38 protein-coding genes are annotated in these 24,952 nt (G+C 68.9%); 37 read left to right on the top strand and 1 reads right to left on the bottom strand.

Annotation, left to right across the window (positions count from 1 at the left end; genetic code table 11):
- The first annotated feature begins 73 nt into the window (after window positions 1-73).
- From gdhA to truA, 34 genes are all read left to right on the top strand, one after another.
- Complete coding sequence (gdhA, locus tag ACZ3IL_RS04420) at window positions 74-1,441, top strand: NADP-specific glutamate dehydrogenase (RefSeq protein WP_467386397.1); 1,368 nt, start codon at window positions 74-76, stop codon at window positions 1,439-1,441.
- A 330-nt stretch (window positions 1,442-1,771) separates the two neighbouring features.
- Entirely contained in the window at window positions 1,772-2,134 is a 363-nt protein-coding gene (locus ACZ3IL_RS04415; protein WP_467386395.1) for a YciI family protein, read from the top strand.
- Window positions 2,131-3,393, top strand: coding sequence for an RNA polymerase sigma factor (locus ACZ3IL_RS04410; protein ID WP_467386393.1), 1,263 nt, complete (start codon window positions 2,131-2,133; stop codon window positions 3,391-3,393). The genes ACZ3IL_RS04415 and ACZ3IL_RS04410 overlap by 4 nt, the downstream gene beginning before the upstream one ends.
- A 454-nt stretch (window positions 3,394-3,847) precedes the next feature.
- A complete protein-coding gene (gene rpsJ, locus ACZ3IL_RS04405) occupies window positions 3,848-4,156 on the top strand; it encodes a 30S ribosomal protein S10 (RefSeq protein ID WP_003948644.1) in 309 nt (102 codons plus the stop codon).
- Between the two features lie 13 nt (window positions 4,157-4,169).
- Window positions 4,170-4,814: a 50S ribosomal protein L3 gene (gene rplC / locus ACZ3IL_RS04400; RefSeq protein WP_388687950.1), complete on the top strand. Its 645-nt coding sequence runs from the start codon at window positions 4,170-4,172 to the stop codon at window positions 4,812-4,814.
- Window positions 4,815-4,821: 7 nt separating this feature from the next.
- Window positions 4,822-5,472, top strand: a complete 651-nt coding sequence (gene rplD / locus ACZ3IL_RS04395; RefSeq protein ID WP_467386391.1) for a 50S ribosomal protein L4 — start codon at window positions 4,822-4,824, stop codon at window positions 5,470-5,472.
- The gene (gene rplW, locus ACZ3IL_RS04390) at window positions 5,472-5,795 is read left to right on the top strand and encodes a 50S ribosomal protein L23 (protein WP_053646169.1); all 324 of its coding nucleotides are present in this window, start codon (window positions 5,472-5,474) and stop codon (window positions 5,793-5,795) included. The genes rplD and rplW overlap by 1 nt, the downstream gene beginning before the upstream one ends.
- 39 nt (window positions 5,796-5,834) lie before the next feature.
- Window positions 5,835-6,671, top strand: coding sequence for a 50S ribosomal protein L2 (gene rplB / locus ACZ3IL_RS04385; RefSeq protein ID WP_030208986.1), 837 nt, complete (start codon window positions 5,835-5,837; stop codon window positions 6,669-6,671).
- 12 nt (window positions 6,672-6,683) lie between these two features.
- Window positions 6,684-6,965, top strand: a complete 282-nt coding sequence (gene rpsS, locus ACZ3IL_RS04380; RefSeq protein ID WP_015035577.1) for a 30S ribosomal protein S19 — start codon at window positions 6,684-6,686, stop codon at window positions 6,963-6,965.
- 42 nt (window positions 6,966-7,007) lie between these two features.
- A complete protein-coding gene (gene rplV / locus ACZ3IL_RS04375; protein WP_004571827.1) occupies window positions 7,008-7,355 on the top strand; it encodes a 50S ribosomal protein L22 in 348 nt (115 codons plus the stop codon).
- A complete protein-coding gene (gene rpsC / locus ACZ3IL_RS04370) occupies window positions 7,355-8,203 on the top strand; it encodes a 30S ribosomal protein S3 (RefSeq protein ID WP_017239578.1) in 849 nt (282 codons plus the stop codon). The genes rplV and rpsC overlap by 1 nt, the downstream gene beginning before the upstream one ends.
- Before the next feature lie 5 nt (window positions 8,204-8,208).
- The gene (gene rplP / locus ACZ3IL_RS04365) at window positions 8,209-8,628 is read left to right on the top strand and encodes a 50S ribosomal protein L16 (protein ID WP_015035580.1); all 420 of its coding nucleotides are present in this window, start codon (window positions 8,209-8,211) and stop codon (window positions 8,626-8,628) included.
- Window positions 8,628-8,852, top strand: a complete 225-nt coding sequence (rpmC, locus tag ACZ3IL_RS04360) for a 50S ribosomal protein L29 (protein WP_017239580.1) — start codon at window positions 8,628-8,630, stop codon at window positions 8,850-8,852. Before rplP ends, rpmC begins: the two co-directional genes overlap by 1 nt.
- Window positions 8,852-9,133: a 30S ribosomal protein S17 gene (gene rpsQ / locus ACZ3IL_RS04355; RefSeq protein ID WP_388687943.1), complete on the top strand. Its 282-nt coding sequence runs from the start codon at window positions 8,852-8,854 to the stop codon at window positions 9,131-9,133. The genes rpmC and rpsQ overlap by 1 nt, the downstream gene beginning before the upstream one ends.
- Before the next feature lie 106 nt (window positions 9,134-9,239).
- The gene (gene rplN, locus ACZ3IL_RS04350; RefSeq protein WP_003956455.1) at window positions 9,240-9,608 is read left to right on the top strand and encodes a 50S ribosomal protein L14; all 369 of its coding nucleotides are present in this window, start codon (window positions 9,240-9,242) and stop codon (window positions 9,606-9,608) included.
- A gap of 2 nt (window positions 9,609-9,610) precedes the next feature.
- Window positions 9,611-9,922, top strand: a complete 312-nt coding sequence (gene rplX / locus ACZ3IL_RS04345; RefSeq protein ID WP_030208998.1) for a 50S ribosomal protein L24 — start codon at window positions 9,611-9,613, stop codon at window positions 9,920-9,922.
- Window positions 9,919-10,476: a 50S ribosomal protein L5 gene (gene rplE, locus ACZ3IL_RS04340; RefSeq protein WP_104860432.1), complete on the top strand. Its 558-nt coding sequence runs from the start codon at window positions 9,919-9,921 to the stop codon at window positions 10,474-10,476. Before rplX ends, rplE begins: the two co-directional genes overlap by 4 nt.
- A 5-nt stretch (window positions 10,477-10,481) precedes the next feature.
- Entirely contained in the window at window positions 10,482-10,667 is a 186-nt protein-coding gene (locus tag ACZ3IL_RS04335; RefSeq protein WP_003948630.1) for a type Z 30S ribosomal protein S14, read from the top strand.
- A 206-nt stretch (window positions 10,668-10,873) separates the two neighbouring features.
- Window positions 10,874-11,272, top strand: a complete 399-nt coding sequence (gene rpsH, locus ACZ3IL_RS04330) for a 30S ribosomal protein S8 (protein ID WP_015035585.1) — start codon at window positions 10,874-10,876, stop codon at window positions 11,270-11,272.
- Between the two features lie 21 nt (window positions 11,273-11,293).
- Window positions 11,294-11,833, top strand: a complete 540-nt coding sequence (rplF, locus tag ACZ3IL_RS04325) for a 50S ribosomal protein L6 (RefSeq protein ID WP_467386386.1) — start codon at window positions 11,294-11,296, stop codon at window positions 11,831-11,833.
- A 4-nt stretch (window positions 11,834-11,837) separates the two neighbouring features.
- Window positions 11,838-12,221 (top strand): 50S ribosomal protein L18, encoded by a 384-nt coding sequence (gene rplR / locus ACZ3IL_RS04320; protein ID WP_056651228.1) that lies wholly within the window; start codon window positions 11,838-11,840, stop codon window positions 12,219-12,221.
- Window positions 12,222-12,267: 46 nt separating this feature from the next.
- Entirely contained in the window at window positions 12,268-12,870 is a 603-nt protein-coding gene (gene rpsE, locus ACZ3IL_RS04315; RefSeq protein WP_017239585.1) for a 30S ribosomal protein S5, read from the top strand.
- Entirely contained in the window at window positions 12,870-13,052 is a 183-nt protein-coding gene (gene rpmD, locus ACZ3IL_RS04310; protein ID WP_015035589.1) for a 50S ribosomal protein L30, read from the top strand. The genes rpsE and rpmD overlap by 1 nt, the downstream gene beginning before the upstream one ends.
- A 1-nt stretch (window position 13,053) precedes the next feature.
- On the top strand, window positions 13,054-13,509 hold the full coding sequence (rplO, locus tag ACZ3IL_RS04305) for a 50S ribosomal protein L15 (protein ID WP_030687807.1): 456 nt from the start codon (window positions 13,054-13,056) through the stop codon (window positions 13,507-13,509).
- 219 nt (window positions 13,510-13,728) lie between these two features.
- Entirely contained in the window at window positions 13,729-15,048 is a 1,320-nt protein-coding gene (gene secY / locus ACZ3IL_RS04300) for a preprotein translocase subunit SecY (RefSeq protein WP_467386817.1), read from the top strand.
- Window positions 15,048-15,695 carry an adenylate kinase gene (locus ACZ3IL_RS04295; RefSeq protein ID WP_467386383.1) on the top strand — a complete coding sequence of 216 codons (648 nt, stop codon included), beginning with the start codon at window positions 15,048-15,050 and terminating at the stop codon, window positions 15,693-15,695. The genes secY and ACZ3IL_RS04295 overlap by 1 nt, the downstream gene beginning before the upstream one ends.
- Before the next feature lie 97 nt (window positions 15,696-15,792).
- On the top strand, window positions 15,793-16,644 hold the full coding sequence (gene map / locus ACZ3IL_RS04290) for a type I methionyl aminopeptidase (RefSeq protein ID WP_467386381.1): 852 nt from the start codon (window positions 15,793-15,795) through the stop codon (window positions 16,642-16,644).
- A gap of 208 nt (window positions 16,645-16,852) precedes the next feature.
- Window positions 16,853-17,074, top strand: a complete 222-nt coding sequence (infA, locus tag ACZ3IL_RS04285; protein WP_003956442.1) for a translation initiation factor IF-1 — start codon at window positions 16,853-16,855, stop codon at window positions 17,072-17,074.
- Window positions 17,075-17,137: 63 nt separating this feature from the next.
- Entirely contained in the window at window positions 17,138-17,251 is a 114-nt protein-coding gene (gene rpmJ, locus ACZ3IL_RS04280) for a 50S ribosomal protein L36 (RefSeq protein ID WP_003956441.1), read from the top strand.
- 190 nt (window positions 17,252-17,441) lie between these two features.
- A complete protein-coding gene (gene rpsM / locus ACZ3IL_RS04275; RefSeq protein WP_030209021.1) occupies window positions 17,442-17,822 on the top strand; it encodes a 30S ribosomal protein S13 in 381 nt (126 codons plus the stop codon).
- 66 nt (window positions 17,823-17,888) lie between these two features.
- A complete protein-coding gene (gene rpsK / locus ACZ3IL_RS04270; protein ID WP_003956432.1) occupies window positions 17,889-18,293 on the top strand; it encodes a 30S ribosomal protein S11 in 405 nt (134 codons plus the stop codon).
- Window positions 18,294-18,409: 116 nt separating this feature from the next.
- A complete protein-coding gene (locus ACZ3IL_RS04265) occupies window positions 18,410-19,432 on the top strand; it encodes a DNA-directed RNA polymerase subunit alpha (protein ID WP_030209023.1) in 1,023 nt (340 codons plus the stop codon).
- Between the two features lie 177 nt (window positions 19,433-19,609).
- On the top strand, window positions 19,610-20,080 hold the full coding sequence (rplQ, locus tag ACZ3IL_RS04260) for a 50S ribosomal protein L17 (protein WP_467386379.1): 471 nt from the start codon (window positions 19,610-19,612) through the stop codon (window positions 20,078-20,080).
- An 84-nt stretch (window positions 20,081-20,164) separates the two neighbouring features.
- Window positions 20,165-21,022: a tRNA pseudouridine(38-40) synthase TruA gene (gene truA / locus ACZ3IL_RS04255; RefSeq protein ID WP_467386377.1), complete on the top strand. Its 858-nt coding sequence runs from the start codon at window positions 20,165-20,167 to the stop codon at window positions 21,020-21,022.
- On the opposite strand, the gene ACZ3IL_RS04250 is transcribed toward truA, so the two are convergent.
- A complete protein-coding gene (locus ACZ3IL_RS04250) occupies window positions 20,993-22,009 on the bottom strand; it encodes a hypothetical protein (RefSeq protein WP_467386375.1) in 1,017 nt (338 codons plus the stop codon). The genes truA and ACZ3IL_RS04250 overlap by 30 nt on opposite strands.
- A 55-nt stretch (window positions 22,010-22,064) precedes the next feature.
- On the opposite strand from ACZ3IL_RS04250, the gene ACZ3IL_RS04245 reads away from it, so the two are divergent.
- The 3 genes from ACZ3IL_RS04245 (at window position 22,065) to rpsI (ending at window position 24,907) form a co-directional block, all read left to right on the top strand.
- Entirely contained in the window at window positions 22,065-23,687 is a 1,623-nt protein-coding gene (locus tag ACZ3IL_RS04245; RefSeq protein ID WP_467386373.1) for an ABC-F family ATP-binding cassette domain-containing protein, read from the top strand.
- A 219-nt stretch (window positions 23,688-23,906) separates the two neighbouring features.
- Entirely contained in the window at window positions 23,907-24,350 is a 444-nt protein-coding gene (rplM, locus tag ACZ3IL_RS04240) for a 50S ribosomal protein L13 (protein ID WP_467386371.1), read from the top strand.
- 44 nt (window positions 24,351-24,394) lie between these two features.
- On the top strand, window positions 24,395-24,907 hold the full coding sequence (rpsI, locus tag ACZ3IL_RS04235) for a 30S ribosomal protein S9 (protein WP_015035601.1): 513 nt from the start codon (window positions 24,395-24,397) through the stop codon (window positions 24,905-24,907).
- Window positions 24,908-24,952 lie beyond the last annotated feature (45 nt).

Raw genomic sequence — 24,952 nt, 5'->3', positions numbered from 1 at the left:
GCGCGCGGCAACGGCGCCGAGCGCTCCCACCGTTTTCTCTGCCGGCGCATGCCGTGCCAGAAGGGGGTCCCACGTGCCGAACCGACCCGACCCGAAGACCGCCCGGGCCGCTCTCGACGCCCTCCGCGCGGAGATCGAGCACCGCAACCCGGCGCAGCCCGAGTTCCACCAGGCCGTCCACGAGGTGCTCGACAGCCTCGCCCCGGTGCTCGCCGCCCGTCCGGAGTTCGCCGAGCCGGGGCTCCTGGAGCGGCTGGTCGAGCCGGAGCGGCAGATCGTCTTCCGGGTGCCGTGGCAGGACGACCAGGGCCGCACGCGGGTCAACCGGGGCTTCCGCGTCGAGTTCAACAGCGCCCTCGGTCCCTACAAGGGCGGCCTGCGCTTCCACCCGTCGGTGAACCTCGGGATCGTCAAGTTCCTCGGCTTCGAGCAGATCTTCAAGAACGCCCTGACCGGGCTGGGCATCGGCGGCGGCAAGGGCGGCAGCGACTTCGACCCGCACGGCCGCAGCGACGCCGAGGTCATGCGGTTCTGCCAGTCGTTCATGACCGAGCTGTACCGGCACCTCGGCGAGCACACCGACGTGCCGGCCGGTGACATCGGCGTCGGCGGCCGGGAGATCGGCTACCTGTTCGGCCAGTACCGGCGGATCACCAACCGCTGGGAGGCCGGCGTCCTCACGGGCAAGGGCGCCGGCTGGGGCGGTTCCGCGATCCGCCCGGAGGCCACCGGCTACGGCAGCGTGCTCTTCACCGAGGCCATGCTCCGCGAGCGCGGCGAGGACCTGGAGGGCCAGACGGCCGTCGTCTCCGGCTCCGGCAACGTGGCCCTGTACACGATCGAGAAGCTGCTCGCCCTCGGCGCCAACCCGCTGACCTGCTCCGACTCCAGCGGTTACGTGTACGACGACAAGGGCATCGACCTCGACCTCCTCAAGCACGTCAAGGAGGTCGAGCGCGGTCGCGTCGCGGACTACGCCGAGCGCCGGGGCGCCTCCGCGCGCTTCGTGCCCGGCGGCCGGGTCTGGGAGGTCCCCGCCGACGTGGCCCTGCCGTCCGCGACCCAGAACGAGCTGGACGAGAACGACGCGGCGACCCTGATCCGCAACGGCGTGAAGGCCGTCGCCGAGGGCGCCAACATGCCCACGACGGCGGAGGCGGTCCACCTCTTCCAGCGGGCCGGCGTCGCCTTCGGCCCGGGCAAGGCCGCCAACGCGGGCGGCGTCGCCGTCAGCGCCCTGGAGATGGCCCAGAACCACTCCCGCACGACCTGGAGCGCGACCCGGGTGGAGGAGGAGCTGGCGGGGATCATGACCTCGATCCACACCGCCTGCCACGAGACGGCCGAGCGCTACGGGGCGCCGGGCGACTACGTCACCGGGGCCAACATCGCCGGGTTCGAGCGGGTCGCCGAAGCGATGCTGGCGCAGGGCGTCATCTGAACCGCGGCCGGGGGGCGCCGGGCCCCGGCCCCGCGCGTCTCCCGGGCCTGTCCGGTCCCGGACCCCGGCCCCGTACGTCCCCCGGCCTGTCCGATCCAGGGCCCCGGCCCCCCGGGCGCCGGGCCCGCGCGTCCCCCGTCCCCGCGCGACCTCCGGTCCCGCCCGGTCCCGGCTCCGCAGGCCCCGTGACGGCGCGTCCCCCGGCCCCTTACGTCCCCCGGAAAATTCTCCAGAAGATTTTTCCGGGGGACGTAGAGGCGGCCGGAACGGCTCCGACCGTAGGGTGACAGCGCGCCGGAGGGGCGCGCGGGGACGGGGAGGACACCCGGAATGAAGTACGTCGCGATGATCTACGGCAACCAGGCGAAGTGGGACTCCTTCCCCGCCGAGGCGTGGCCCGAGGCGATCGCCCGGCAGGAGGCCTTCAACCGCAAGTACCGGGAGAGCGGCGAGCTGATCGGCGCGTACGGCCTCGCCGACGCGGCCGCCACCCGGCTCGTGCGGCGCGAGGACGGGGCGCCGGCCGTCACCGACGGCCCGTACCTGGAGACCAAGGAGTACCTGGCCAGCTTCTACCTCCTGGACTGCGACAGCCAGGAGCGGGCGCAGGAGATCGCCGCGGACATGCCCTTCGCGGACGTCGAGCCCGTCGAGCTGTGGCCGGTCCTGCACGAGTCCGCGGCGGACGTGTGAGCGACCCGAACGGCGTCGAGGACCTGCTGCGCGCGCACGCGCCGCGGGTCCTCGGCGCGCTCGTCCGGCGGCACGGCGACTTCGACCTCTGCGAGGACGCCCTCCAGGAGGCCCTGATCGCCGCCGCCCGGCAGTGGCCCGAGGAGGGCGTCCCCGGGAACGCGTACGGCTGGCTGCTGACCGTCGCCCGGCGCCGGTACGTGGACCTGGTGCGCGGCGAGGCCGCGCGGAGGCGCCGCGAGGACGCCGTCGCGCTCGCCACCCCGGACTCCGAACTCCTGGCGCGCGCGGCGGACGAGGACCCCGGCACGGACCGGGACGACTCCCTGGCGCTGCTCTTCCTCTGCTGCCGTCCCGAGCTGTCGCCCCCCAGCCGGATCGCGCTGACCCTGCGGGCCGTCGGCGGCCTCACCACCGCGCAGATCGCCGCCGCCTTCCTGGTGCCCGAGGCGACCATGGCGCAGCGGATCAGCCGGGCCAAACAGGCGATCAGGGAAGGGGGCTGGCCGCTGTCCCCGTCCGGGGACGAGGACCGCACGGCCCGCCTCGCCGAGGTGCGGCACGTGCTGTACCTGATCTTCAACGAGGGCTACACGACCAGCGGCGGCGACGCGCTCACCGCGCCCGCGCTGTCCACGGAGGCGATCCGGCTCGCCCGGCTGCTGCACCGGCTCGTCCCCGACGACACCGAGACGGCGGGACTGCTCGCCCTGATGCTGCTCACCGACGCCCGCCGCCCTGCCCGCACGGGACCGGGCGGGGAACTCGTGCCGCTCGCTGACCAGGACCGGACGCGCTGGGACGGCCGGCTGATCGCGGAGGGCGTGGAACTGCTGGGCCGCACCCTGCCGAAGGGACGGGTCGGCCCGTACCAGCTCCAGGCGGCGATCGCGGCCGTGCACGACGAGGCGGGGTCCGCCGGGGAGACGGACTGGCCGCAGATCCTCGCCCTGTACGACCTCCTGGAGCGGACCGGGCCGAATCCGATGGTCACGCTCAACCGCGCGGTCGCCGTCGCGATGGTCCACGGCCCCGGGGCCGGGCTCGCCGTCCTGGACGGGCTGGCGGAGGACCGGCGGCTCGCCCGGAACCACCGTCTCCTCGCCGCCCGCGCCCATCTCCTCGAACTCCTCGGCGACGGCGCGGCCGCCGCCACCGCCTACCGCGAGGCGGCCCGCCGCACGGCCGGGGCCCCCGAACGGCGCTATCTGACGGAGCGGGCCCGGCGCCTGGCGGGACCGGGGGAGGGGAGCGCCTGAACGCCGCGCGCACACCCTGTGTATGCGCCCCGGCGCATGGCCGTACGTGACGTGGGGTACAGTCTTGGACCCCGATTGGCGGCCGGATGCCCGCGTGTGGCAGACTGTCGGGGTTGCTCGGTTGAGTGCCGATGCTGCGCGCCTCCCGTCGGGGGGACCGGAAGCGAGTCCCACAGTACTCGTCGCTCCTTCTCAGGGGCGGACGTACGGGAATCTTCTGGGAAGCGTGAGCGGGGTGCCGGCCAGGCGCCCGGTGGGCCGGTGGAGACAGTGCAGCCGCCCCCGGCCCGCGGTCATGGTGACCGTGCCCCCTTGGTTGGGAAGTCCCTGGGACTTCTGCGTAGAGGGAGCGCGACACACCCGACCGCGTGGGTCGGAGGAGGGCCGTGGTTCTCCGGAAGCACGACCGACCGGGTTCCAGAGCGTTTACGAGACAAAGGACTACTGAGTAGCCATGGCGGGACAGAAGATCCGCATCCGGCTCAAGGCCTACGACCACGAGGTCATCGACTCCTCGGCGAAGAAGATCGTCGAGACGGTGACGCGCACTGGTGCGTCGGTCGCGGGCCCGGTGCCGCTGCCCACTGAGAAGAACGTGTACTGCGTCATCAAGTCGCCGCACAAGTACAAGGACTCGCGCGAGCACTTCGAGATGCGCACGCACAAGCGCCTCATCGACATCCTCGACCCCACGCCGAAGACGGTCGACTCGCTCATGCGCCTCGACCTGCCGGCGGGCGTCGACATCGAGATCAAGCTCTGAGGTGACGCGCGAGATGGCTAAGAACATCAAGGGCATCCTGGGCGAGAAGCTCGGCATGACGCAGGTCTGGGACGAGAACAACCGGGTCGTCCCGGTGACCGTCGTCAAGGCCGGCCCGAATGTCGTGACCCAGGTGCGTACGAACGACACCGACGGCTACGAGTCGGTCCAGATCGCCTTCGGCGAGATCGACCCGCGCAAGGTGAACAAGCCCCTCAAGGGTCACTTCGCCAAGGCCGACGTCACCCCGCGCCGCCACCTGGTGGAGCTCCGCACCGCCGACGCCTCCGAGTACACGCTCGGCCAGGAGATCACCGCCGAGCTCTTCGAGGCCGGCGTGAAGGTCGACGTCACCGGCAAGAGCAAGGGCAAGGGCTTCGCCGGTGTCATGAAGCGCCACAACTTCCGTGGTGGCAAGGCGTCGCACGGTGCCCACCGCGTGCACCGCAAGCCCGGTTCCATCGGTGGCTGCGCCACCCCGGGCCGTGTCTTCAAGGGCATGCGCATGGCCGGTCGCATGGGCAACGAGCGTGTGACCACCCAGAACCTGACCGTCCACGCCGTTGACGCCGAGAAGGGTCTGCTGCTCATCAAGGGCGCCGTCCCCGGCCCGAACGGTGGCCTCGTCCTGGTCCGCACCGCGGCCAAGGGGGTTTGAGGAACCGATGAGCACCATTGACATCCTTTCGCCGGCGGGCGACAAGGCCGGGACCGTCGACCTCCCCGAGGAGATCTTCGGCGCGAAGGTCAGCGTTCCGCTGATCCACCAGGTCGTCGTCGCGCAGCTGGCCGCGGCCCGTCAGGGCACGCACAAGACCAAGACCCGTGGCGAAGTCCGCGGTGGCGGCAAGAAGCCGTACCGCCAGAAGGGCACCGGCCGCGCCCGTCAGGGTTCGACCCGCGCCCCGCAGTTCGCCGGTGGTGGCGTCGTGCACGGTCCCGTGCCGCGTGACTACTCGCAGCGGACCCCGAAGAAGATGAAGGCCGCCGCTCTCCGCGGTGCCCTCTCGGACCGGGCGAACCACTCCCGCATCCACGTCGTCACCGGCGTGGTCGAGGGTGAGATCTCCACCAAGGCCGCCAAGACGCTGTTCGGCAAGATCTCGGAGCGCAAGAACCTGCTCCTGGTCGCCGAGCGCTCCGACGAGGCCGCGTGGCTGTCCGCTCGTAACCTGCCCCAGGTGCACATCCTGGAGCCGGGCCAGCTCAACACGTACGACGTGATCGTCTCCGACGACGTGGTCTTCACCAAGGCCGCCCTCGAGTCCTTCGTGTCTGGCCCCCAGACCGCTGAGACCGAAGGGAGCGACGCCTGATGAGCGAGGCCGTCGTCACCAGCAAGACCTTCTCGGACCCGCGTGACATCCTCGTCAAGCCGGTCGTCTCGGAGAAGAGCTACGCCCTGCTCGACGAGAACAAGTACACGTTCATCGTCGCGCCCGGCTCCAACAAGACCCAGATCAAGCAGGCCGTCGAGGCGGTCTTCTCGGTCAAGGTCACCGGGGTCAACACGATCAACCGCCAGGGCAAGCGCAAGCGGACCAAGGCCGGTTTCGGCAAGCGCAAGGACACCAAGCGCGCCATCGTGACCCTTGCTGAGGGCAACCGAATCGACATCTTCGGCGGCCCGACCGCCTGACGGCGGTCGAGTCGTCCGATATCGGACGAGGACTGAGAAATGGGTATCCGCAAGTACAAGCCGACTACGCCGGGCCGCCGTGGCTCCTCCGTAGCCGACTTCGTCGAGATCACGCGGTCCACGCCGGAGAAGTCGCTGGTCCGCCCCCTGCACAGCAAGGGCGGCCGTAACAACACCGGTCGTGTGACCGTCCGTCACCAGGGCGGTGGCCACAAGCGCGCCTACCGCGTGATCGACTTCCGTCGTCACGACAAGGACGGCGTGCCGGCCAAGGTCGCTCACATCGAGTACGACCCCAACCGCACCGCGCGCATCGCGCTGCTCCACTACGTGGACGGCGAGAAGCGCTACATCATCGCCCCCAAGGGTCTGACGCAGGGCGACCGCGTCGAGAACGGCCCCGGCGCGGACATCAAGCCCGGCAACAACCTGGCGCTCCGCAACATCCCGGTCGGTACCACGATCCACGCGATCGAGCTCCGTCCCGGTGGCGGCGCCAAGTTCGCCCGCTCGGCCGGTGCCTCCGTGCAGCTGCTGGCGAAGGAGGGCACCATGGCCCACCTCCGCATGCCGTCCGGTGAGATCCGTCTGGTCGACGCCCGCTGCCGCGCCACCATCGGCGAGGTCGGCAACGCCGAGCAGTCGAACATCAACTGGGGCAAGGCCGGACGCAAGCGCTGGCTGGGTGTTCGCCCGACCGTCCGCGGTGTGGCGATGAACCCGGTCGACCACCCGCACGGTGGTGGTGAGGGCAAGACCTCCGGTGGTCGCCACCCGGTCTCCCCGTGGGGTCAGAAGGAGGGTCGTACTCGTTCGCCGAAGAAGGCTTCGAACAAGTACATCGTCCGCCGCCGCAAGACGAACAAGAAGCGCTAGGAGCGGGTTTAGATGCCGCGCAGTCTCAAGAAGGGACCCTTCGTCGACGGCCACCTCGTCAAGAAGGTGGACGCCCAGAACGAAGCCGGTACCAAGAACGTCATCAAGACCTGGTCCCGTCGCTCGATGATCATCCCGGCCATGCTCGGCCACACGATCGCGGTGCACAACGGCAAGACCCACATTCCGGTGTTTGTCACCGAGTCGATGGTCGGCCACAAGCTCGGCGAGTTCTCGCCGACGCGCACCTTCCGGGGTCACGTGAAGGACGACCGGAAGTCGAAGCGCCGCTAGTAGCGGGGTGGAATGACCATGACAGACACTGGAAGGACAACCATGGAAGCCAGGGCCCAGGCGCGGTACATCCGCGTCACGCCCATGAAGGCCCGCCGCGTGGTGGACCTTATCCGTGGCATGGACGCCACGGAGGCTCAGGCGGTCCTGCGTTTCGCCCCGCAGGCCGCGAGCGTGCCGGTTGGCAAGGTGCTGGACAGCGCCATCGCCAACGCTGCACACAACTACGACCACACCGACGCCTCTTCGCTGGTCATCAGCGAGGCGTACGTGGATGAGGGCCCGACCCTGAAGCGGTTCCGTCCGCGTGCTCAGGGCCGTGCCTACCGGATCCGTAAGCGGACCAGCCACATCACCGTGGTCGTCAGCAGCAAGGAAGGAACCCGGTAATGGGCCAGAAGGTTAACCCGCATGGGTTCCGGCTCGGCATCACCACGGACTTCAAGTCCCGCTGGTACGCCGACAAGCTGTACAAGGACTACGTCAAGGAAGACGTCGCCATCCGCAGGATGATGACGTCCGGCATGGAGCGCGCCGGCATCTCGAAGGTGGAGATCGAGCGCACCCGTGACCGTGTGCGTGTGGACATCCACACCGCGCGTCCCGGCATCGTCATCGGCCGCCGCGGCGCCGAGGCCGACCGCATCCGCGGCGACCTCGAGAAGCTCACGGGCAAGCAGGTCCAGCTGAACATCCTCGAGGTCAAGAACCCCGAGATGGACGCCCAGCTGGTCGCCCAGGCCGTCGCCGAGCAGCTCTCCTCCCGCGTCTCCTTCCGTCGTGCCATGCGCAAGAGCATGCAGGGCACGATGAAGGCCGGCGCCAAGGGCATCAAGATCCAGTGCGGCGGCCGTCTCGGCGGCGCCGAGATGTCCCGCTCGGAGTTCTACCGCGAGGGCCGCGTGCCCCTGCACACGCTCCGCGCGAACGTCGACTACGGCTTCTTCGAGGCCAAGACGACCTTCGGCCGCATCGGCGTGAAGGTCTGGATCTACAAGGGCGACGTCAAGAACATCGCCGAGGTCCGCGCCGAGAACGCCGCGGCCCGTGCGGGCAACCGCCCGGCCCGTGGTGCCGGCGCTGGCGACCGCCCGGCCGGCCGTGGTGGCCGCGGTGGCGAGCGTGGCGGCCGCGGCCGCAAGCCGCAGCAGCAGTCCGCGCCGGCTGCCGAGGCCCCCAAGGCCGACGCTCCCGCCGCCGCTGCCGCTCCGGCTGAGAGCACCGGAACGGAGGCCTGACCGACATGCTGATCCCCCGTAGGGTCAAGCACCGCAAGCAGCACCACCCCAAGCGCTCTGGCATGAGCAAGGGTGGTACGCAGGTCGCGTTCGGCGAGTACGGCATCCAGGCCCTCACGCCGGCGTACGTGACCAACCGCCAGATCGAGGCGGCCCGTATCGCGATGACCCGCCACATCAAGCGTGGCGGCAAGGTCTGGATCAACATCTACCCGGACCGCCCCCTCACGAAGAAGCCCGCCGAGACCCGCATGGGTTCCGGTAAGGGTTCTCCCGAGTGGTGGATCGCGAACGTCAAGCCGGGTCGGGTGATGTTCGAACTGTCCTACCCGAACGAGAAGATCGCGCGCGAGGCTCTGACCCGTGCGGCTCACAAGCTGCCGATGAAGTGCAAGATCGTCAAGCGCGAGGCAGGTGAGCTGTGATGTCGGCCGGTACCAAGGCGTCCGAGCTGCGCGAGCTGGGCAACGAGGAGCTTCTCAACAAGCTCCGCGAGGCCAAGGAAGAGCTGTTCAACCTCCGCTTCCAGGCGGCGACGGGCCAGCTCGAGAACCACGGTCGGCTCAAGTCCGTCCGTAAGGACATCGCCCGGATCTACACCCTGATGCGTGAGCGCGAGCTGGGCATCGAGACGGTGGAGAACGCCTGATGAGCGAGAGCAACGTGACTGAAAAGAACGAGCGGAACGCTCGTAAGGTCCGCGAGGGCCTGGTCGTCAGCGACAAGATGGACAAGACCGTCGTCGTCGCCGTCGAGGACCGCGTCAAGCACGCGCTGTACGGCAAGGTCATCCGCCGTACGAACAAGCTCAAGGCTCACGACGAGCAGAACGCCGCCGGCATCGGTGACCGCGTCCTCCTGATGGAGACCCGGAAGCTGTCCGCCACGAAGCACTGGCGCGTCGTCGAGATCCTCGAGAAGGCCAAGTAATCACCTAGGGGGCTTTCCCTTAGGTTCAGTTCCGCCAGGCTCGGTGGAGAAGCGCTCGTCACGAGTGCTTCTCCACCGGGAACCGGCAGACAATCAGGAGATAGACGTGATCCAGCAGGAGTCGCGACTGCGTGTCGCCGACAACACTGGTGCCAAGGAGATCCTTTGCATCCGTGTTCTCGGTGGCTCGGGTCGCCGCTACGCGGGCATCGGTGACGTCATCGTCGCCACCGTCAAGGACGCGATCCCCGGTGGCAACGTGAAGAAGGGTGACGTCGTCAAGGCGGTCATCGTTCGCACCGTGAAGGAGCGCCGCCGCCAGGACGGCTCGTACATCCGCTTCGACGAGAACGCCGCCGTCATTCTCAAGAACGACGGCGACCCTCGTGGCACCCGTATCTTCGGCCCGGTCGGCCGTGAGCTGCGCGAGAAGAAGTTCATGAAGATCATCTCGCTCGCGCCGGAGGTGCTGTAAGCATGAAGATCAAGAAGGGCGACCTGGTCCAGGTCATCACCGGTAAGGACAAGGGCAAGCAGGGCAAGGTCGTCACGGCCTTCCCCCGCGAGAACCGCGTCCTCGTCGAGGGTGTCAACCGGGTCAAGAAGCACACCAAGGCCGGCCCCTCGCAGGCCGGCGGCATCGTGACGACCGAGGCCCCGATCCACGTGAGCAACGTTCAGCTCGTCGTGGAGAAGGACGGCAAGAAGGTCGTCACGCGTGTCGGTTACCGCTTCGACGACGAGGGCAACAAGATCCGCGTTGCCAAGCGGACGGGTGAGGACATCTGATGGCTACCACCACTCCGCGTCTCAAGACGAAGTACCGCGAGGAGATCGCGGGCAAGCTGCGTGAGGAGTTCTCGTACGAGAACGTCATGCAGATCCCCGGTCTCGTCAAGATCGTGGTCAACATGGGTGTCGGCGACGCCGCCCGTGACTCGAAGCTGATCGACGGCGCGATCCGCGACCTCACGACGATCACCGGTCAGAAGCCGGCCGTCACCAAGGCGCGCAAGTCCATCGCGCAGTTCAAGCTCCGCGAGGGCCAGCCCATCGGCGCCCACGTCACGCTCCGTGGCGACCGCATGTGGGAGTTCCTGGACCGCACCCTGTCGCTGGCGCTCCCGCGCATCCGCGACTTCCGCGGCCTGTCCCCCAAGCAGTTCGACGGCCGTGGCAACTACACCTTCGGTCTCACGGAGCAGGTCATGTTCCACGAGATCGACCAGGACAAGATCGACCGTGTCCGGGGTATGGACATCACCGTGGTGACCACGGCGACCAACGACGACGAGGGCCGTGCCCTTCTGCGTCACCTCGGCTTCCCGTTCAAGGAGGCGTAAGCGAGATGGCGAAGAAGGCTCTCATCGCGAAGGCTGCCCGCAAGCCCAAGTTCGGCGTGCGCGGTTACACGCGCTGCCAGCGCTGTGGTCGTCCCCACTCCGTGTACCGCAAGTTCGGCCTGTGCCGCGTGTGCCTCCGTGAGATGGCTCACCGTGGCGAGCTGCCGGGCGTGACCAAGAGCTCCTGGTAATCCCTCACTTGGGATGACCGGAGTCTCTCGGTAAGCATTGGGTCGGCGGAAGCCCGCCCCCGCATGCCTTAGGCTTGTGGGGTTGGGCGTCCGCCGCCCGTACGACTTACTACGCCGTAGGTCCCCGCGCCGCACCCGTCCCGCCCCTGTGTGGGGAGAGGGATGGCGCACTGGAAACCCCGGCGAGAGAGGCCGAAGGCCAATTCATGACCATGACTGATCCGATCGCGGACATGCTGACTCGTCTGCGTAACGCGAACTCGGCATACCACGACTCCGTGACGATGCCGCACAGCAAGATCAAGTCTCACATCGCGGAAATCCTCCAGCAGGAGGGCTTCATCACGGGCTGGAAGGTCGAGGACGCCGAGGTCGGCAAGAACCTCGTCCTCGAGCTCAAGTTCGGTCCGAACCGTGAGCGCTCCATCGCGGGCATCAAGCGGATCTCGAAGCCCGGCCTCCGGGTTTACGCGAAGTCCACCAACCTGCCGAAGGTCCTCGGCGGCCTGGGCGTGGCGATCATCTCCACGTCCCACGGTCTCCTGACCGGCCAGCAGGCAGGCAAGAAGGGCGTAGGTGGGGAAGTCCTCGCCTACGTCTGGTAGTCGGGAACGGAGGAATAGCTAATGTCGCGTATTGGCAAGCTGCCTATCCAGGTTCCCGCCGGCGTGGACGTCACCATCGAGGGCCGCACGGTCACGGTGAAGGGTTCCAAGGGCACCCTGAGCCACACCGTCGCCGCGCCGATCGAGATCGTTAAGGGCGAGGAGGGCGTTCTCAACGTCACCCGTCCGAACGACGAGCGTCAGAACAAGGCCCTCCACGGCCTGTCCCGCACGCTGGTGGCCAACATGATCACCGGTGTGACCCAGGGTTACGTCAAGGCGCTCGAGATCAGCGGTGTCGGTTACCGCGTCGCCGCGAAGGGCTCCAACCTGGAGTTCCAGCTCGGTTACAGCCACCCGATCCTGGTCGAGGCGCCCGAGGGCATCTCGTTCAAGGTCGAGTCGCCGACCAAGTTCTCGGTCGAGGGCATCGACAAGCAGAAGGTCGGCGAAGTCGCCGCCAACATCCGCAAGCTGCGCAAGCCCGACCCGTACAAGGCCAAGGGCGTCAAGTACGCGGGCGAGGTCATCCGCCGCAAGGTCGGAAAGGCTGGTAAGTAAAGCCATGGCATACGGTGTGAAGATCGCCAAGGGCGACGCCTACAAGGGCGCCGCCAAGAAGCGCCGCCACATCCGCATCCGCAAGAACGTGTCGGGTACGGCGGAGCGTCCGCGCCTCGTCGTGACGCGTTCCAACCGCGGCATCACCGCTCAGGTCATCGACGACCTCAAGGGTCACACCCTTGCGTCGGCGTCGACCCTGGACGCGTCGATCCGCGGCGGCGAGGGTGACAAGTCCGCGCAGGCCAAGCAGGTCGGTTCCCTGGTCGCCGAGCGCGCCAAGGCCGCCGGCGTCGAGGCTGTCGTGTTCGACCGTGGTGGCAACAGGTACGCCGGGCGCATTGCCGCTCTGGCTGACGCCGCCCGCGAAGCCGGGCTGAAGTTCTGAGCCCCGGTTCCGGGACCAACGGACGTAACAGAGAGAGGTAATCCAAATGGCTGGACCCCAGCGCCGCGGAAGCGGTGCCGGTGGCGGCGAGCGGCGGGACCGGAAGGGCCGCGACGGTGGCGCTGCCGCCGAGAAGACCGCGTACGTTGAGCGCGTTGTCGCGATCAACCGCGTCGCCAAGGTTGTCAAGGGTGGTCGTCGCTTCAGCTTCACCGCGCTGGTCGTGGTGGGCGACGGTGACGGCACCGTAGGTGTCGGTTACGGCAAGGCCAAGGAAGTTCCCGCGGCCATCGCCAAGGGCGTCGAGGAAGCCAAGAAGAACTTCTTCAAGGTTCCCCGCATCCAGGGCACCATCCCTCACCCGATCCAGGGCGAGAAGGCCGCGGGCGTCGTCCTGCTCAAGCCGGCTTCCCCCGGTACCGGTGTGATCGCCGGTGGCCCGGTGCGCGCCGTGCTCGAGTGCGCCGGCGTTCACGACATCCTGTCGAAGTCGCTCGGCTCCGACAACGCGATCAACATCGTGCACGCGACCGTGGCGGCCCTCAAGGGCCTGCAGCGTCCCGAGGAGATCGCGGCCCGCCGCGGTCTGCCCCTCGAGGACGTCGCCCCCGCGGCTCTGCTCCGTGCGCGTGCTGGGGCGGGTGCGTAATGGCTCGCCTCAAGGTCACGCAGACGAAGTCGTACATCGGCAGCAAGCAGAACCACCGCGACACCCTGCGCTCGCTCGGCCTCAAGAAGGTCAACGACGTGGTTGTCAAGGAGGACCGCCCCGAGTTCCGCGGCATGGTGCACACCGTCCGCCACCTCGTGACGGTCGAGGAGGTTGACTGACATGGCGGAGAACAACCCGCTGAAGGCCCACAACCTCCGTCCCGCCCCCGGTGCCAAGACCGCGAAGACCCGTGTCGGTCGTGGTGAGGCGTCGAAGGGTAAGACGGCCGGTCGTGGTACCAAGGGCACCAAGGCCCGTTACCAGGTTCCGGAGCGCTTCGAGGGCGGGCAGATGCCCCTCCACATGCGCCTCCCGAAGCTCAAGGGCTTCAAGAACCCCTTCCGCACCGAGTACCAGGTCGTGAACCTGGACAAGCTCACCGCGCTCTACCCGCAGGGTGGCGAGGTCACGGTGGCCGATCTGGTCGCCAAGGGTGCCGTTCGCAAGAACCAGCTCGTCAAGGTCCTGGGCCAGGGCGAGGTCTCCGTGGCGCTGCAGGTGACGGTCGACGCCGTCTCCGGCTCCGCCAAGGAGAAGATCGCCGCCGCCGGCGGCACCGTCACCGAGCTCGTCTGAGACGACCGCTCGATGGCTTGAACATCCGACCGGGGATGCCTCTCAAAAGGGGCATCCCCGGTTGGTCGTTCCTAGGGGGGCATGGTCGCCGGTAAGGTGGCGTGCACTGTCCGGACTCCGTGTGCCGTGTGCGCGCGGGGTCGATGACTGAAACCAACTATTCGTCGAACCTCAAGACCGTCACCCTTGACGCATTGCGCGGGGGTCGCAGGAGGCACCGTGCTCACCGCGTTCGCCCGGGCGTTCAAGACGCCCGACCTGCGCAAGAAGCTACTCTTCACGCTCGCCATCATCGTGCTGTACCGGCTCGGGGCCCACGTCCCGGTCCCCGGTGTCAGCTACGAGGCCGTCCAGCAGTGCGTCAAGCAGGCCAGCGAGGGCAACAGCAGCCTGTTCGGCCTCGTCAACATGTTCAGCGGCGGGGCGCTGCTGCAGATCACGATCTTCGCGCTCGGCATCATGCCGTACATCACGGCGAGCATCATCCTGCAGCTGCTGACCGTCGTGATTCCGCGCCTCGAGGCCCTCAAGAAGGAGGGTCAGTCCGGTACCGCCAAGATCACGCAGTACACCCGGTACCTGACGATCGCCCTCGCCATCCTCCAGGGCACCGGTCTCGTCGCGACCGCCAAGAGCGGTGCGCTCTTCAGCGGCTGCGCCGTCGCCGACCAGGTCGTGCCCGACCAGTCGATCTTCACCATCGCCACCATGGTCCTCACCATGACGGCCGGCACCGCCCTCGTCATGTGGCTCGGTGAGCTGATCACCGACCGCGGCATCGGCAACGGCATGTCGATCCTGATGTTCATCTCGATCGCCGCCGGCTTCCCCGGCGCCCTGTGGGCCATCAAGGAGAGCGGCAAGCTCGCCCAGGGCTGGATCGAGTTCGGCGTCGTCATCCTGGTCGGCTTCGTGATGGTGGCCCTCGTGGTCTTCGTCGAGCAGGCCCAGCGCCGCATTCCGGTGCAGTACGCGAAGCGCATGATCGGCCGGCGCTCCTACGGCGGTACGTCCACGTACATCCCGCTGAAGGTGAACCAGGCGGGTGTGATTCCTGTCATCTTCGCGTCGTCGCTGCTCTACATTCCGGCCCTCGTCGCCCAGTTCTCCAACTCCACCGCGGGCTGGAAGACCTGGATCGAAGCCCACTTCGTCAAGGGTGACCACCCGTACTACATCGCCGCCTACTTCCTCCTGATCGTGTTCTTCGCCTTCTTCTACGTGGCGATCTCGTTCAACCCCGAGGAAGTCGCCGACAACATGAAGAAGTATGGTGGCTTCATCCCGGGTATCCGGGCCGGTCGACCTACTGCCGAGTACCTGAGCTACGTGCTCAACAGGATCACTTGGCCGGGCTCGCTGTACTTGGGCCTGATCGCTCTTGTGCCGACGATGGCGTTGGCAGGCTTCGGTGGCGCCAATGCCAACTTCCCCTTCGGCGGGACGAGCATCCTCATCATCGTGGGTGTGGGGCTGGAGACCGTGAAGCAGATCGAGAGCCAGCTCCAGCAGCGCAATTACGAAGGGTTCCTCCGCTGATGCGAATCGTCCTCGTCGGACCGCCCGGTGCGGGCAAGGGCACGCAGGCTGCGTTCCTCGCCAAGAACCTGGACATCCCGCACATCTCCACGGGTGATCTGTTCCGTGCCAACATCTCCCAGGGCACGGAGCTGGGTCTCAGGGCCAAGGCGTTCATGGACGCCGGCGACCTGGTGCCCGACGAGGTGACCATCGGGATGGCCAAGGACCGGATGGACCAGCCGGACGCCGCCAACGGCTTCCTCCTGGACGGGTTCCCCCGGAACGTCGCCCAGGCCGAGGCCCTGGACGCCGTCCTGAAGGCCGGCGGCATGGAGCTGGACGCGGTCCTGGACCTGGAGGTCCCCGAGGACGAGGTCGTGAAGCGGATCGCGGGCCGCCGCATCTGCCGCAAGGACAGCGCGCACGTCTTCCACGTGACGTACAACGCGCCGAAGACCGAGGGCGTCTGCGACGTCTGCGGCGGCGAGCTCTACCAGCGCGACGACGACTCCGAGGAGACCGTCCGCCGGCGCCTGGAGGTCTACCACACGCAGACCGAGCCGATCATCGACTACTACCGGGCGCAGAACCTGGTCGTGACGATCTCGGCGCTCGGCAAGGTGGACGAGGTCACCGCCAAGGCGATGGCCGCGCTCCAGAAGTAACCCCGCTCCGTCCGATACGGCCGCGGTGCCCCTCAGGGGCGCCGCGGCCGTATCGTTGTTCTGTTCACCCGTACCCGATGGAAAGGCCCCGGCCACGATGGTGCAGATCAAGACCCCCGAGCAGATCGCGAAGATGCGCGAGGCGGGGCTGGTCGTCGCCGCCATCCACGCGGCGACCCGCGAGGCGGCCGTGCCGGGCGCCACGACGAGGGACCTGGACGAGGTCGCGCGCAAGGTCATCGCCGACCACGGGGCGAAGTCGAACTTCCTCGGTTACGGCGGGTTCCCCGCGACGATCTGCACCTCGGTGAACGAGGTCGTCGTCCACGGCATCCCCGACGACAAGACCGTCCTCAAGGACGGCGACGTCATCTCGGTCGACTGCGGCGCGATCGTGGACGGCTGGCACGGCGACGCGGCCTACACCGCCTTCGTGGGCACCGGGCACGCGCCCGAGCTGATCGAGCTGTCCCGGGTGACCGAGGAGTCCATGTGGGCCGGCATCGCGGCCATGCGGACCGGCAACCGCCTGGTGGACGTCTCGAAGGCCATCGAGACCTACATCAAGCGGCAGCCGCGCCCGGCGGTCGGCGACCACAGCCTCGGCCGGTACGGGATCATCGAGGACTACGGCGGCCACGGCATCGGCACCGAGATGCACATGGACCCGCACCTGCTGAACTACGTCTCCCGCAAGCGCGGCAAGGGCCCGAAGCTGGTCCCCGGCCTCTGCCTGGCGATCGAGCCGATGGTCTCCCTGGGCACCCCGCGCACGGAGGTCCTGGAGGACGACTGGACGGTCGTCACGACCGACGGCACCTGGTCCTCCCACTGGGAGCACAGCGTGGCGGTGACCGAGGAGGGGCCCCTGGTCCTGACGGCGGTCGACGGCGGGAAGGCGAAGCTGGCGGAGCTGGGCGTCACGGCGGCGCCGGACCCGCTGGCGTAGCCCGGGCTCCCGGGCGGTCCTCCCGCGCGGTCCTCCCGCGTGGATTTCGCCGCACGGCGTCCCGCGTAAGGATCACCCGGGAGGGGCAGACTTCCCGATTCGTCTTTCGCTTGCTCCTGGCGTAGACTGATGCGTCGGCTCTCGTGTACCCGTGTGTCCTCATGCGGAGGCGAAAGTCGATCAAGGTAGCCGATTCGAAAGGCGAAGCGTGGCCAAGAAGCAAGGTGCCATCGAGATCGAGGGCACCGTGATCGAGTCCCTCCCGAACGCCATGTTCAAGGTGGAACTTCAGAACGGTCACAAGGTCCTCGCGCACATCTCCGGCAAGATGCGGATGCACTACATCCGAATCCTTCCGGACGACCGGGTCGTCGTGGAGCTCTCTCCGTACGACCTGACGCGTGGCCGGATCGTCTACCGGTACAAGTAGATCTTGCCCGCACCCCGCCTCCGCGCGCGGGTGGTGGCACTGACCCGGAGAACCTCACATCCCATGAAGGTCAAGCCGAGCGTCAAGAAGATCTGCGACAAGTGCAAGGTGATCCGCCGTCACGGCCGGGTCATGGTCATCTGCGACAACCTGCGCCACAAGCAGCGCCAGGGCTGACGCACGCCGACCGACCTGCAATCTCGCAGTTCTTCGCGCGACGCATAGCAACACGTACATAGCAGAGCCCGTCGGGCCGTGGTTCCACGGCTGACGGCACCTCCGGCGGGGGCCGGGGACCCGATCTGTACCTCACACGGCAGCCGGGAACGGTTCTGCAGCAGACCCCCGAGAACACAGGAGCCATTGAATGGCACGCGTTTCCGGTGTTGACATCCCGCGCGAAAAGCGTGTGGTGGTCGCACTCACCTACGTCTTCGGCATCGGGCGCACCCGGTCCGAGGAGATTCTCGCCGCGACCGGCGTGAACCCGTCCACCCGTGTCCGCGATCTCGCCGAGGAAGACCTCGTCAAGATCCGCGAGTACGTGGACGCCAACCTCCGTACCGAGGGTGACCTCCGCCGTGAGATCGCCGCCGACATCCGCCGCAAGGTCGAGATCGGCTGCTACCAGGGCCTCCGCCACCGTCGTGGCCTGCCCGTCCGCGGTCAGCGCACCAGCACGAACGCCCGTACCCGCAAGGGCCCGCGTCGCGCCATCGCCGGCAAGAAGAAGCCGGGCAAGAAGTAGTCCTCAGCGGACGCTTTACCAAGCGGTCTTCGCTGTAGGACCGACCACCTCCCGTAGGAGTTATAGATGCCCCCCAAGGGTCGTCAGGGCGCTGCCAAGAAGGTGCGCCGCAAGGAAAAGAAGAACGTCGCTCACGGCCACGCGCACATCAAGAGCACGTTCAACAACACGATCGTCTCGATCACGGACCCCTCGGGCAACGTGATCTCCTGGGCCTCCGCCGGCCACGTCGGCTTCAAGGGCTCGCGCAAGTCCACCCCCTTCGCCGCGCAGATGGCCGCCGAGTCGGCCGCCCGCCGCGCGCAGGAGCACGGCATGCGCAAGGTCGACGTCTTCGTCAAGGGTCCCGGCTCCGGCCGTGAGACCGCGATCCGCTCCCTCCAGGCCACCGGCCTCGAGGTCGGCTCGATCCAGGACGTCACCCCCACGCCGCACAACGGCTGCCGTCCCCCCAAGCGCCGCCGCGTCTGACGCACGGCCGCTTGTTCGGGACTTCGGGCGGTACGGCTCTTCGGGCCGTACCGCCCGTACCCTTGCAGTACCCCGAGGACGTCAAATAGTGGGCGTCCACGACTGAAGGAAAAGACATGCTTATCGCTCAGCGTCCGTCGCTGACCGAAGAGGTCGTCGACGAGTTCCGCTCCCGGTTCGTGATCGAGCCGCTGGAGCCGGGCTTCGGCTACACCCTCGGCAACTCCCTCCGCCGTACCCTCCTGTCCTCGATCCCGGGTGCCGCCGTCACCAGCATCCGCATCGACGGCGTCCTGCACGAGTTCACCACCGTGCCGGGCGTCAAGGAGGACGTCACCGACCTCATCCTGAACATCAAGCAGCTGGTCGTCTCCTCGGAGCACGACGAGCCGGTCGTGATGTACCTGCGCAAGCAGGGCCCGGGTCTGGTCACCGCCGCCGACATCGCGCCCCCGGCCGGTGTCGAGGTGCACAACCCCGACCTCGTCCTGGCGACGCTGAACGCCAAGGGCAAGCTGGAGATGGAGCTGACCGTCGAGCGCGGCCGCGGCTACGTCTCCGCCGTGCAGAACAAGCAGGCGGGCCAGGAGATCGGCCGCATCCCGGTCGACTCCATCTACTCCCCGGTGCTCAAGGTCACGTACAAGGTCGAGGCGACCCGTGTCGAGCAGCGCACCGACTTCGACAAGCTGATCGTCGACGTCGAGACCAAGCAGGCCATGCGCCCGCGCGACGCCATGGCGTCCGCCGGCAAGACCCTGGTCGAGCTGTTCGGTCTGGCGCGCGAGCTCAACATCGACGCCGAGGGCATCGACATGGGCCCGTCCCCCACGGACGCCGCCCTCGCCGCCGACCTGGCGCTGCCGATCGAGGAGCTGGAGCTCACGGTCCGCTCCTACAACTGCCTCAAGCGCGAGGGCATCCACTCCGTGGGTGAGCTCGTGGCGCGCTCCGAGGCCGACCTGCTCGACATCCGCAACTTCGGTGCGAAGTCGATCGACGAGGTCAAGGCGAAGCTGGCCGGCATGGGCCTGGCCCTCAAGGACAGCCCGCCCGGATTCGACCCGACCGCCGCCGCCGACGCCTTCGGCGCCGACGACGACGCGGACGCCGGGTTCGTCGAGACCGAGCAGTACTGATCCGCCCGGGGGCCCGCCCCCGGAGGATCGGAACGACTGCGGCCGCGGGCTGGCTCCGGCCGGCCGTGCGGTTCCCCGCGCCCCCCTGAGGGGCGCGGGTCTCCGACGGGCGACCGCCCGCTCGGACACTGACACCGGTACCTCGTACGGCCGGTGCAGATCACAAGGAGAAAGACCATGCCGCGTCCCGCCAAGGGTGCCCGTCTCGGTGGCAGCGCCGCTCACGAGCGTCTGCTGCTCGCCAACCTGGCGAAGTCCCTCTTCGAGCACGGCCGCATCACCACGACCGAGGCCAAGGCCCGCCGCCTGCGTCCGGTCGCCGAGCGCCTGATCACCAAGGCGAAGAAGGGCGACATCCACAACCGTCGCCTGGTGCTGCAGACGATCACCGACAAGGGCATCGTCCACACCCTCTTCACCGAGATCGCCCCCCGCTACGCGGAGCGTCCCGGTGGCTACACCCGCATCACCAAGATCGGCAACCGTCGTGGCGACAACGCCCCGATGGCCGTGATCGAGCTGGTCGAGGGCGAGATCGCCAAGAAGGCGACCGTCGCCGAGGCCGAGGCCGCCGCCAAGCGCGCCGTCAAGGAGGCCGACGAGGCCGCCGCCACCGAGGCTCCGGCCGAGGAGTCGAAGGACGCGTAAGCGTTCTTCCGGCTGTTTCCGTGTGCGGGCCCGTACCCCTCGTGGGTGCGGGCCCGCTCCCGTGTGTCTGAGAGGATCTTCCGCGTGAGCGACGACGTGCAGGACGGTTTCGTACGGGTCCGGCTGGACCTTTCGTACGACGGCAGGGACTTCTCCGGCTGGGCCAAGCAGGCCCGCGGGCAGCGGACCGTCCAGGGGGAGATCGAGGACGCCCTGCGGACCGTGACCCGGTCCCGGGAGACGTACGAGCTGACCGTCGCCGGACGGACCGACGCCGGCGTGCACGCGCGCGGCCAGGTCGCCCACGTCGACCTGCCCGCGGAGCTGTGGGAGGAGCACCGGGACAAGCTGCTGCGGCGGCTCGCCGGGCGCCTGGGCCACGACGTGCGGGTCTGGTCCCTGACCGAGGCCCCCGACGGCTTCAACGCCCGCTTCTCCGCGATCTGGCGCCGCTACGCCTACCGCGTCACCGACGACCCCGGCGGGGTCGACCCGCTGTTGCGCGGGCACGTGCTCTGGCACGACTGGCCCCTCGACGCGGACGCCATGAACGAGGCCGCCGCCGCGCTCGTCGGCGAGCACGACTTCGCCGCGTACTGCAAGAAGCGCGAGGGCGCCACCACCATCCGCACCCTCCAGGAGCTGCGCTGGGAACGGCGGCCCGACGGGGTCCTGGAGGCGACCGTCAAGGCGGACGCCTTCTGCCACAACATGGTCCGCTCGCTCGTCGGCGCGCTGCTCTTCGTCGGCGACGGCCACCGGCCCGCGGACTGGCCGGGCAAGGTGCTCGCCGCCGGTGTCCGCGACTCGGCCGTGCACGTCGTGCGGCCGCACGGCCTCACCCTCGAGGAGGTCGGCTACCCGGCCGACGAGCTGCTCGCCGCCCGCAACAGGGAGGCCCGCAACAAGCGCTCACTGCCCGGGGGCGCCGGCTGCTGCTGAGGCCTGGGCGCGCCCGCGGGCGTAGATCTGGTTGAAGGCGAAGGTGCCGAGGTCGTCGCTGGACAGGAAGACGGCCCGGTCGGCCTTGGTGACCTTCCGGCCGTCGGCGAAACCGGCCTGGGTGAAGTACGCGTACCGGCCGATCGCGTTCGACCGGCGCAGGCAGACCGTGGCGCGGCAGAAGTCGCCCACGCCCGCGCCGGCCAGCGGGGCGATGCCGCCGGTGGCCTGGTTCTTCGCCTTCAGGGCCGCCGCCTCGGAGGGGAAGACGGCGACGCCGACGGTGGTCGCCACGCCGTCCCGCACATAGGTGGCGCGCAGCACCCGCTGGCAGCCGTTCCCCTTCAGGACGGCGCCGAGGCCGCCCTGGGCGACGGCCGCGCAGTCGGTCGTGGCGGAGGTCGCGCCCTTCTGGTACGGGCGGCCGCTCATGGTCAGCTTCCTGCCCGGGAAGAGGCCCTCGGCGGTGAGCGGGGCCCTGTCCTTCTTCGGGTCCGAGATGTAGTCCTTCGGGTTCGGCGGGGGCGGCGGCGCCACCGAGGAGAAGGTCGGCTCCGGGGTGGGGGTCCCGGTGGGGGAGGCCGTGACGGTGGGGAGCGCCCCGCCCTTCCCGGCGGTCCCGTCCTTCTTGCCGGTGGCCACCACGGCGGTGGCGACGACCGCGCCGACGACCAGGGTGGCCAGGACGCCGCCGCCGATCATCAGCCGGCGCCTGCGGCGGTCGCGGGCGGCCGTGGCGTCGGCCAGGGCGCTCCAGTCGGGGGCGGACTGCCCGGGGGCGCCCGGCAGCTGCCCCTGCCCCTGCCCCTGTCCCTGCCCATGGCCCGGCTGTCCGTACCCCGGCAGGGCGGGGCCGGCGGGCTGCTGCCACCCCGGCTGCGCGGGGCCGGCGGGCTGCTGCCCGTGTCCCGGCCCCGGACCGTGCCCCGGCTGCCCCTGCCCCTGTCGCTGCGGCTCCTGCGGCCACTGCGGTCCCCCAAAGCTCATGCCGCGCATCCTAAACCGCTTGGGCCGGACCGGGGCGGGCGGTGACAATGCCCCCATGGGACACGTCGAGGCCGCACATCTTGAGTACTACCTTCCCGACGGGAGGGTCCTGCTCGGGGACGCCTCCTTCCGGGTGGGGGAGGGCGCCGTCGTCGCGCTCGTCGGGGCCAACGGCGCCGGGAAGACCACGCTCCTCCGGATGATCGCCGGGGAGCTCCAGCCGCACGGCGGCTCCGTCACCGTCAGCGGCGGACTCGGCGTGATGCCGCAGTTCGTCGGCTCCGTGCGGGACGGGTCCACCGTCCGCGACCTGCTCGTCTCGGTCGCGCAGCCCCGCATCCGGGAGGCCGCGAGGGCGGTCGACGAGGCCGAGCACCTGATCATGACCGTCGACGACGAGGCCGCGCAGATGCGGTACGCGCAGGCGCTCTCCGACTGGGCCGAGGTGCAGGGGTACGAGGCCGAGACCCTCTGGGACATCTGCACCACGGCCGCGCTCGGCGTCCCGTACGAGAAGGCGCAGTTCCGGGAGGTCCGGACGCTCTCCGGCGGCGAGCAGAAGCGGCTGGTGCTCGAAGCGCTGCTGCGCGGCCCCGACGAGGTGCTGCTCCTCGACGAGCCCGACAACTACCTCGACGTGCCCGGCAAGCGGTGGCTGGAGGAGCGGCTGCGGGAGACCCGCAAGACGGTGCTCTTCATCTCCCACGACCGGGAGCTGCTCTCCCGGGCCGCGCAGAAGATCGTCGCGGTCGAGCCCGGACCGGCCGGTTCGGACGTGTGGGTGCACGGAGGCGGCTTCGACACCTTCCACGAGGCGCGGCGGGAGCGGTTCGCCCGCTTCGAGGAGCTGAAGCGGCGCTGGGAGGAGAAGCACGCCCAGCTGAAGAAGCTGGTGGTGAACCTGCGGCAGGCGGCGGCGGTCAGCCACGAGATGGCCTCCCGGTACGCGGCGGCGCAGACCCGGCTGCGGAAGTTCGAGGAGGCGGGCCCGCCCCCCGAGCCGCCGCGCGAGCAGGACATCCGGATGCGGCTGCGCGGCGGCCGGACCGGAGTCAGGGCCGTGACCTGCGAGAACCTCGAACTGACCGGGTTGATGAAGCCCTTCTCCCTGGAGATCTTCTACGGGGAGCGGGTCGCCGTCCTCGGCTCGAACGGCTCCGGCAAGTCGCACTTCCTGCGGCTGCTCGCCGGGGACGGGTCGGTCGCGCACACCGGGACGTGGAAGCTGGGCGCCCGGGTCGTGCCGGGGCACTTCGCGCAGACCCACGCGCACCCGGAGCTGACCGGCCGGCCGCTCGTGGACATCCTGTGGACGGAGCACTCCAAGGACCGGGGCGGGGCGATGTCCGTCCTGCGCCGGTACGAGCTGGAGCGCCAGGGCGACCAGCCCTTCGACAAGCTCTCGGGCGGCCAGCAGGCCCGGTTCCAGATCCTGCTCCTGGAGCTGGCGGGCACCACCGCGCTGCTCCTGGACGAGCCGACGGACAACCTGGACCTGGAGTCGGCCGAGGCGCTCCAGGACGGTCTGGAGTCGTACGAGGGGACGGTGCTGGCCGTCACGCACGACCGCTGGTTCGCGAAGAGCTTCGACCGGTTCCTGGTCTTCGGCTCGGACGGGGTCGTGCGGGAGACGGACGAGCCGGTGTGGGACGAGCGGCGGGTGGAGCGGGCCCGGTAGGTCCGGCGCGTTTTGACCCGTCCGGGGGCGCGCGGGTACTGTGGCGGTTTGTTACGCGTGGTGGCTTCGTCGTGCTCGCACGAGGGGCCGTTGCGCAGGTTCCCTGGAGCAGTTACCAGTGGCTCGCATACGGGCGGCGTCCCGGCAGTGCAGGCCCCAGCTGCATGATCGCTTCAGGTGTGTCTGGACTCCATCCACTGAAGAAGCGAAGGCTACGAAGTGCGTACGTACAGCCCCAAGCCCGGCGATGTCACTCGCCAGTGGCACATCATCGACGCGCAGGACGTTGTCCTGGGCCGTCTCGCGACCACGGCTGCCAACCTCCTGCGAGGCAAGCACAAGCCCGTCTACGCGCCGCACATGGACATGGGCGACTTCGTCATCATCATCAACGCCGACAAGGTCCACCTGTCCGGCAACAAGAAGACCCAGAAGCTGGCGTACCGCCACTCCGGCTTCCCGGGCGGTCTGCGCTCGGTGCGCTACGACGAGCTGCTCTCCAAGAACCCGGAGAAGGCCGTCGAGAAGGCCATCAAGGGCATGATCCCCAAGAACTCCCTGGGCCGTCAGATGCTCTCGAAGCTGAAGGTCTACGCGGGTGAGAACCACCCGCACGCTGCCCAGCAGCCCGTTCCGTTCGAGATCACCCAGGTCGCGCAGTAGTTCCGGCCACACCCCCTAAGAACGAAAGAAATCTGAGGAGCATCGTGGCCGAGACCACCCCCGAGACCCCCGTCGACGAGTTCGAGGGCGTCGAGGAGTACACCACCGAGACCGAGCTCGTCGAGGGTGAGTACACCTCCGAGTCGCTCGCCTCCCGCTTCGGCGACCCGCAGCCGGCCGCCGGCCTGGGCCGTCGCAAGAACGCCATCGCCCGCGTCCGGATCGTCCCGGGCACCGGCAAGTGGAAGATCAACGGTCGCACCCTCGAGGACTACTTCCCGAACAAGGTGCACCAGCAGGAAGTCAACGAGCCCTTCAAGGTGCTCGAGCTCGACAACCGCTACGACGTCATCGCCCGCATCGCGGGTGGCGGCGTCTCCGGCCAGGCCGGCGCCCTGCGCCTCGGCGTGGCCCGCGCGCTGAACGAGGCGGACGTCGAGAACAACCGCCCGGCGCTGAAGAAGGCCGGCTTCCTCTCCCGCGACGACCGTGCGGTCGAGCGCAAGAAGGCCGGTCTCAAGAAGGCCCGCAAGGCCCCGCAGTACAGCAAGCGTTAATCACGCCTGCTCGGTCTGTATCTCGTACGCCCCGGCGGCACTGCC

The sequence above is a fragment of the Streptomyces sp. NPDC014907 genome (assembly GCF_055562975.1).
Note: the sequence above shows the minus strand (reverse complement) of the source record. Positions and strands in the feature narration are given on the sequence as shown.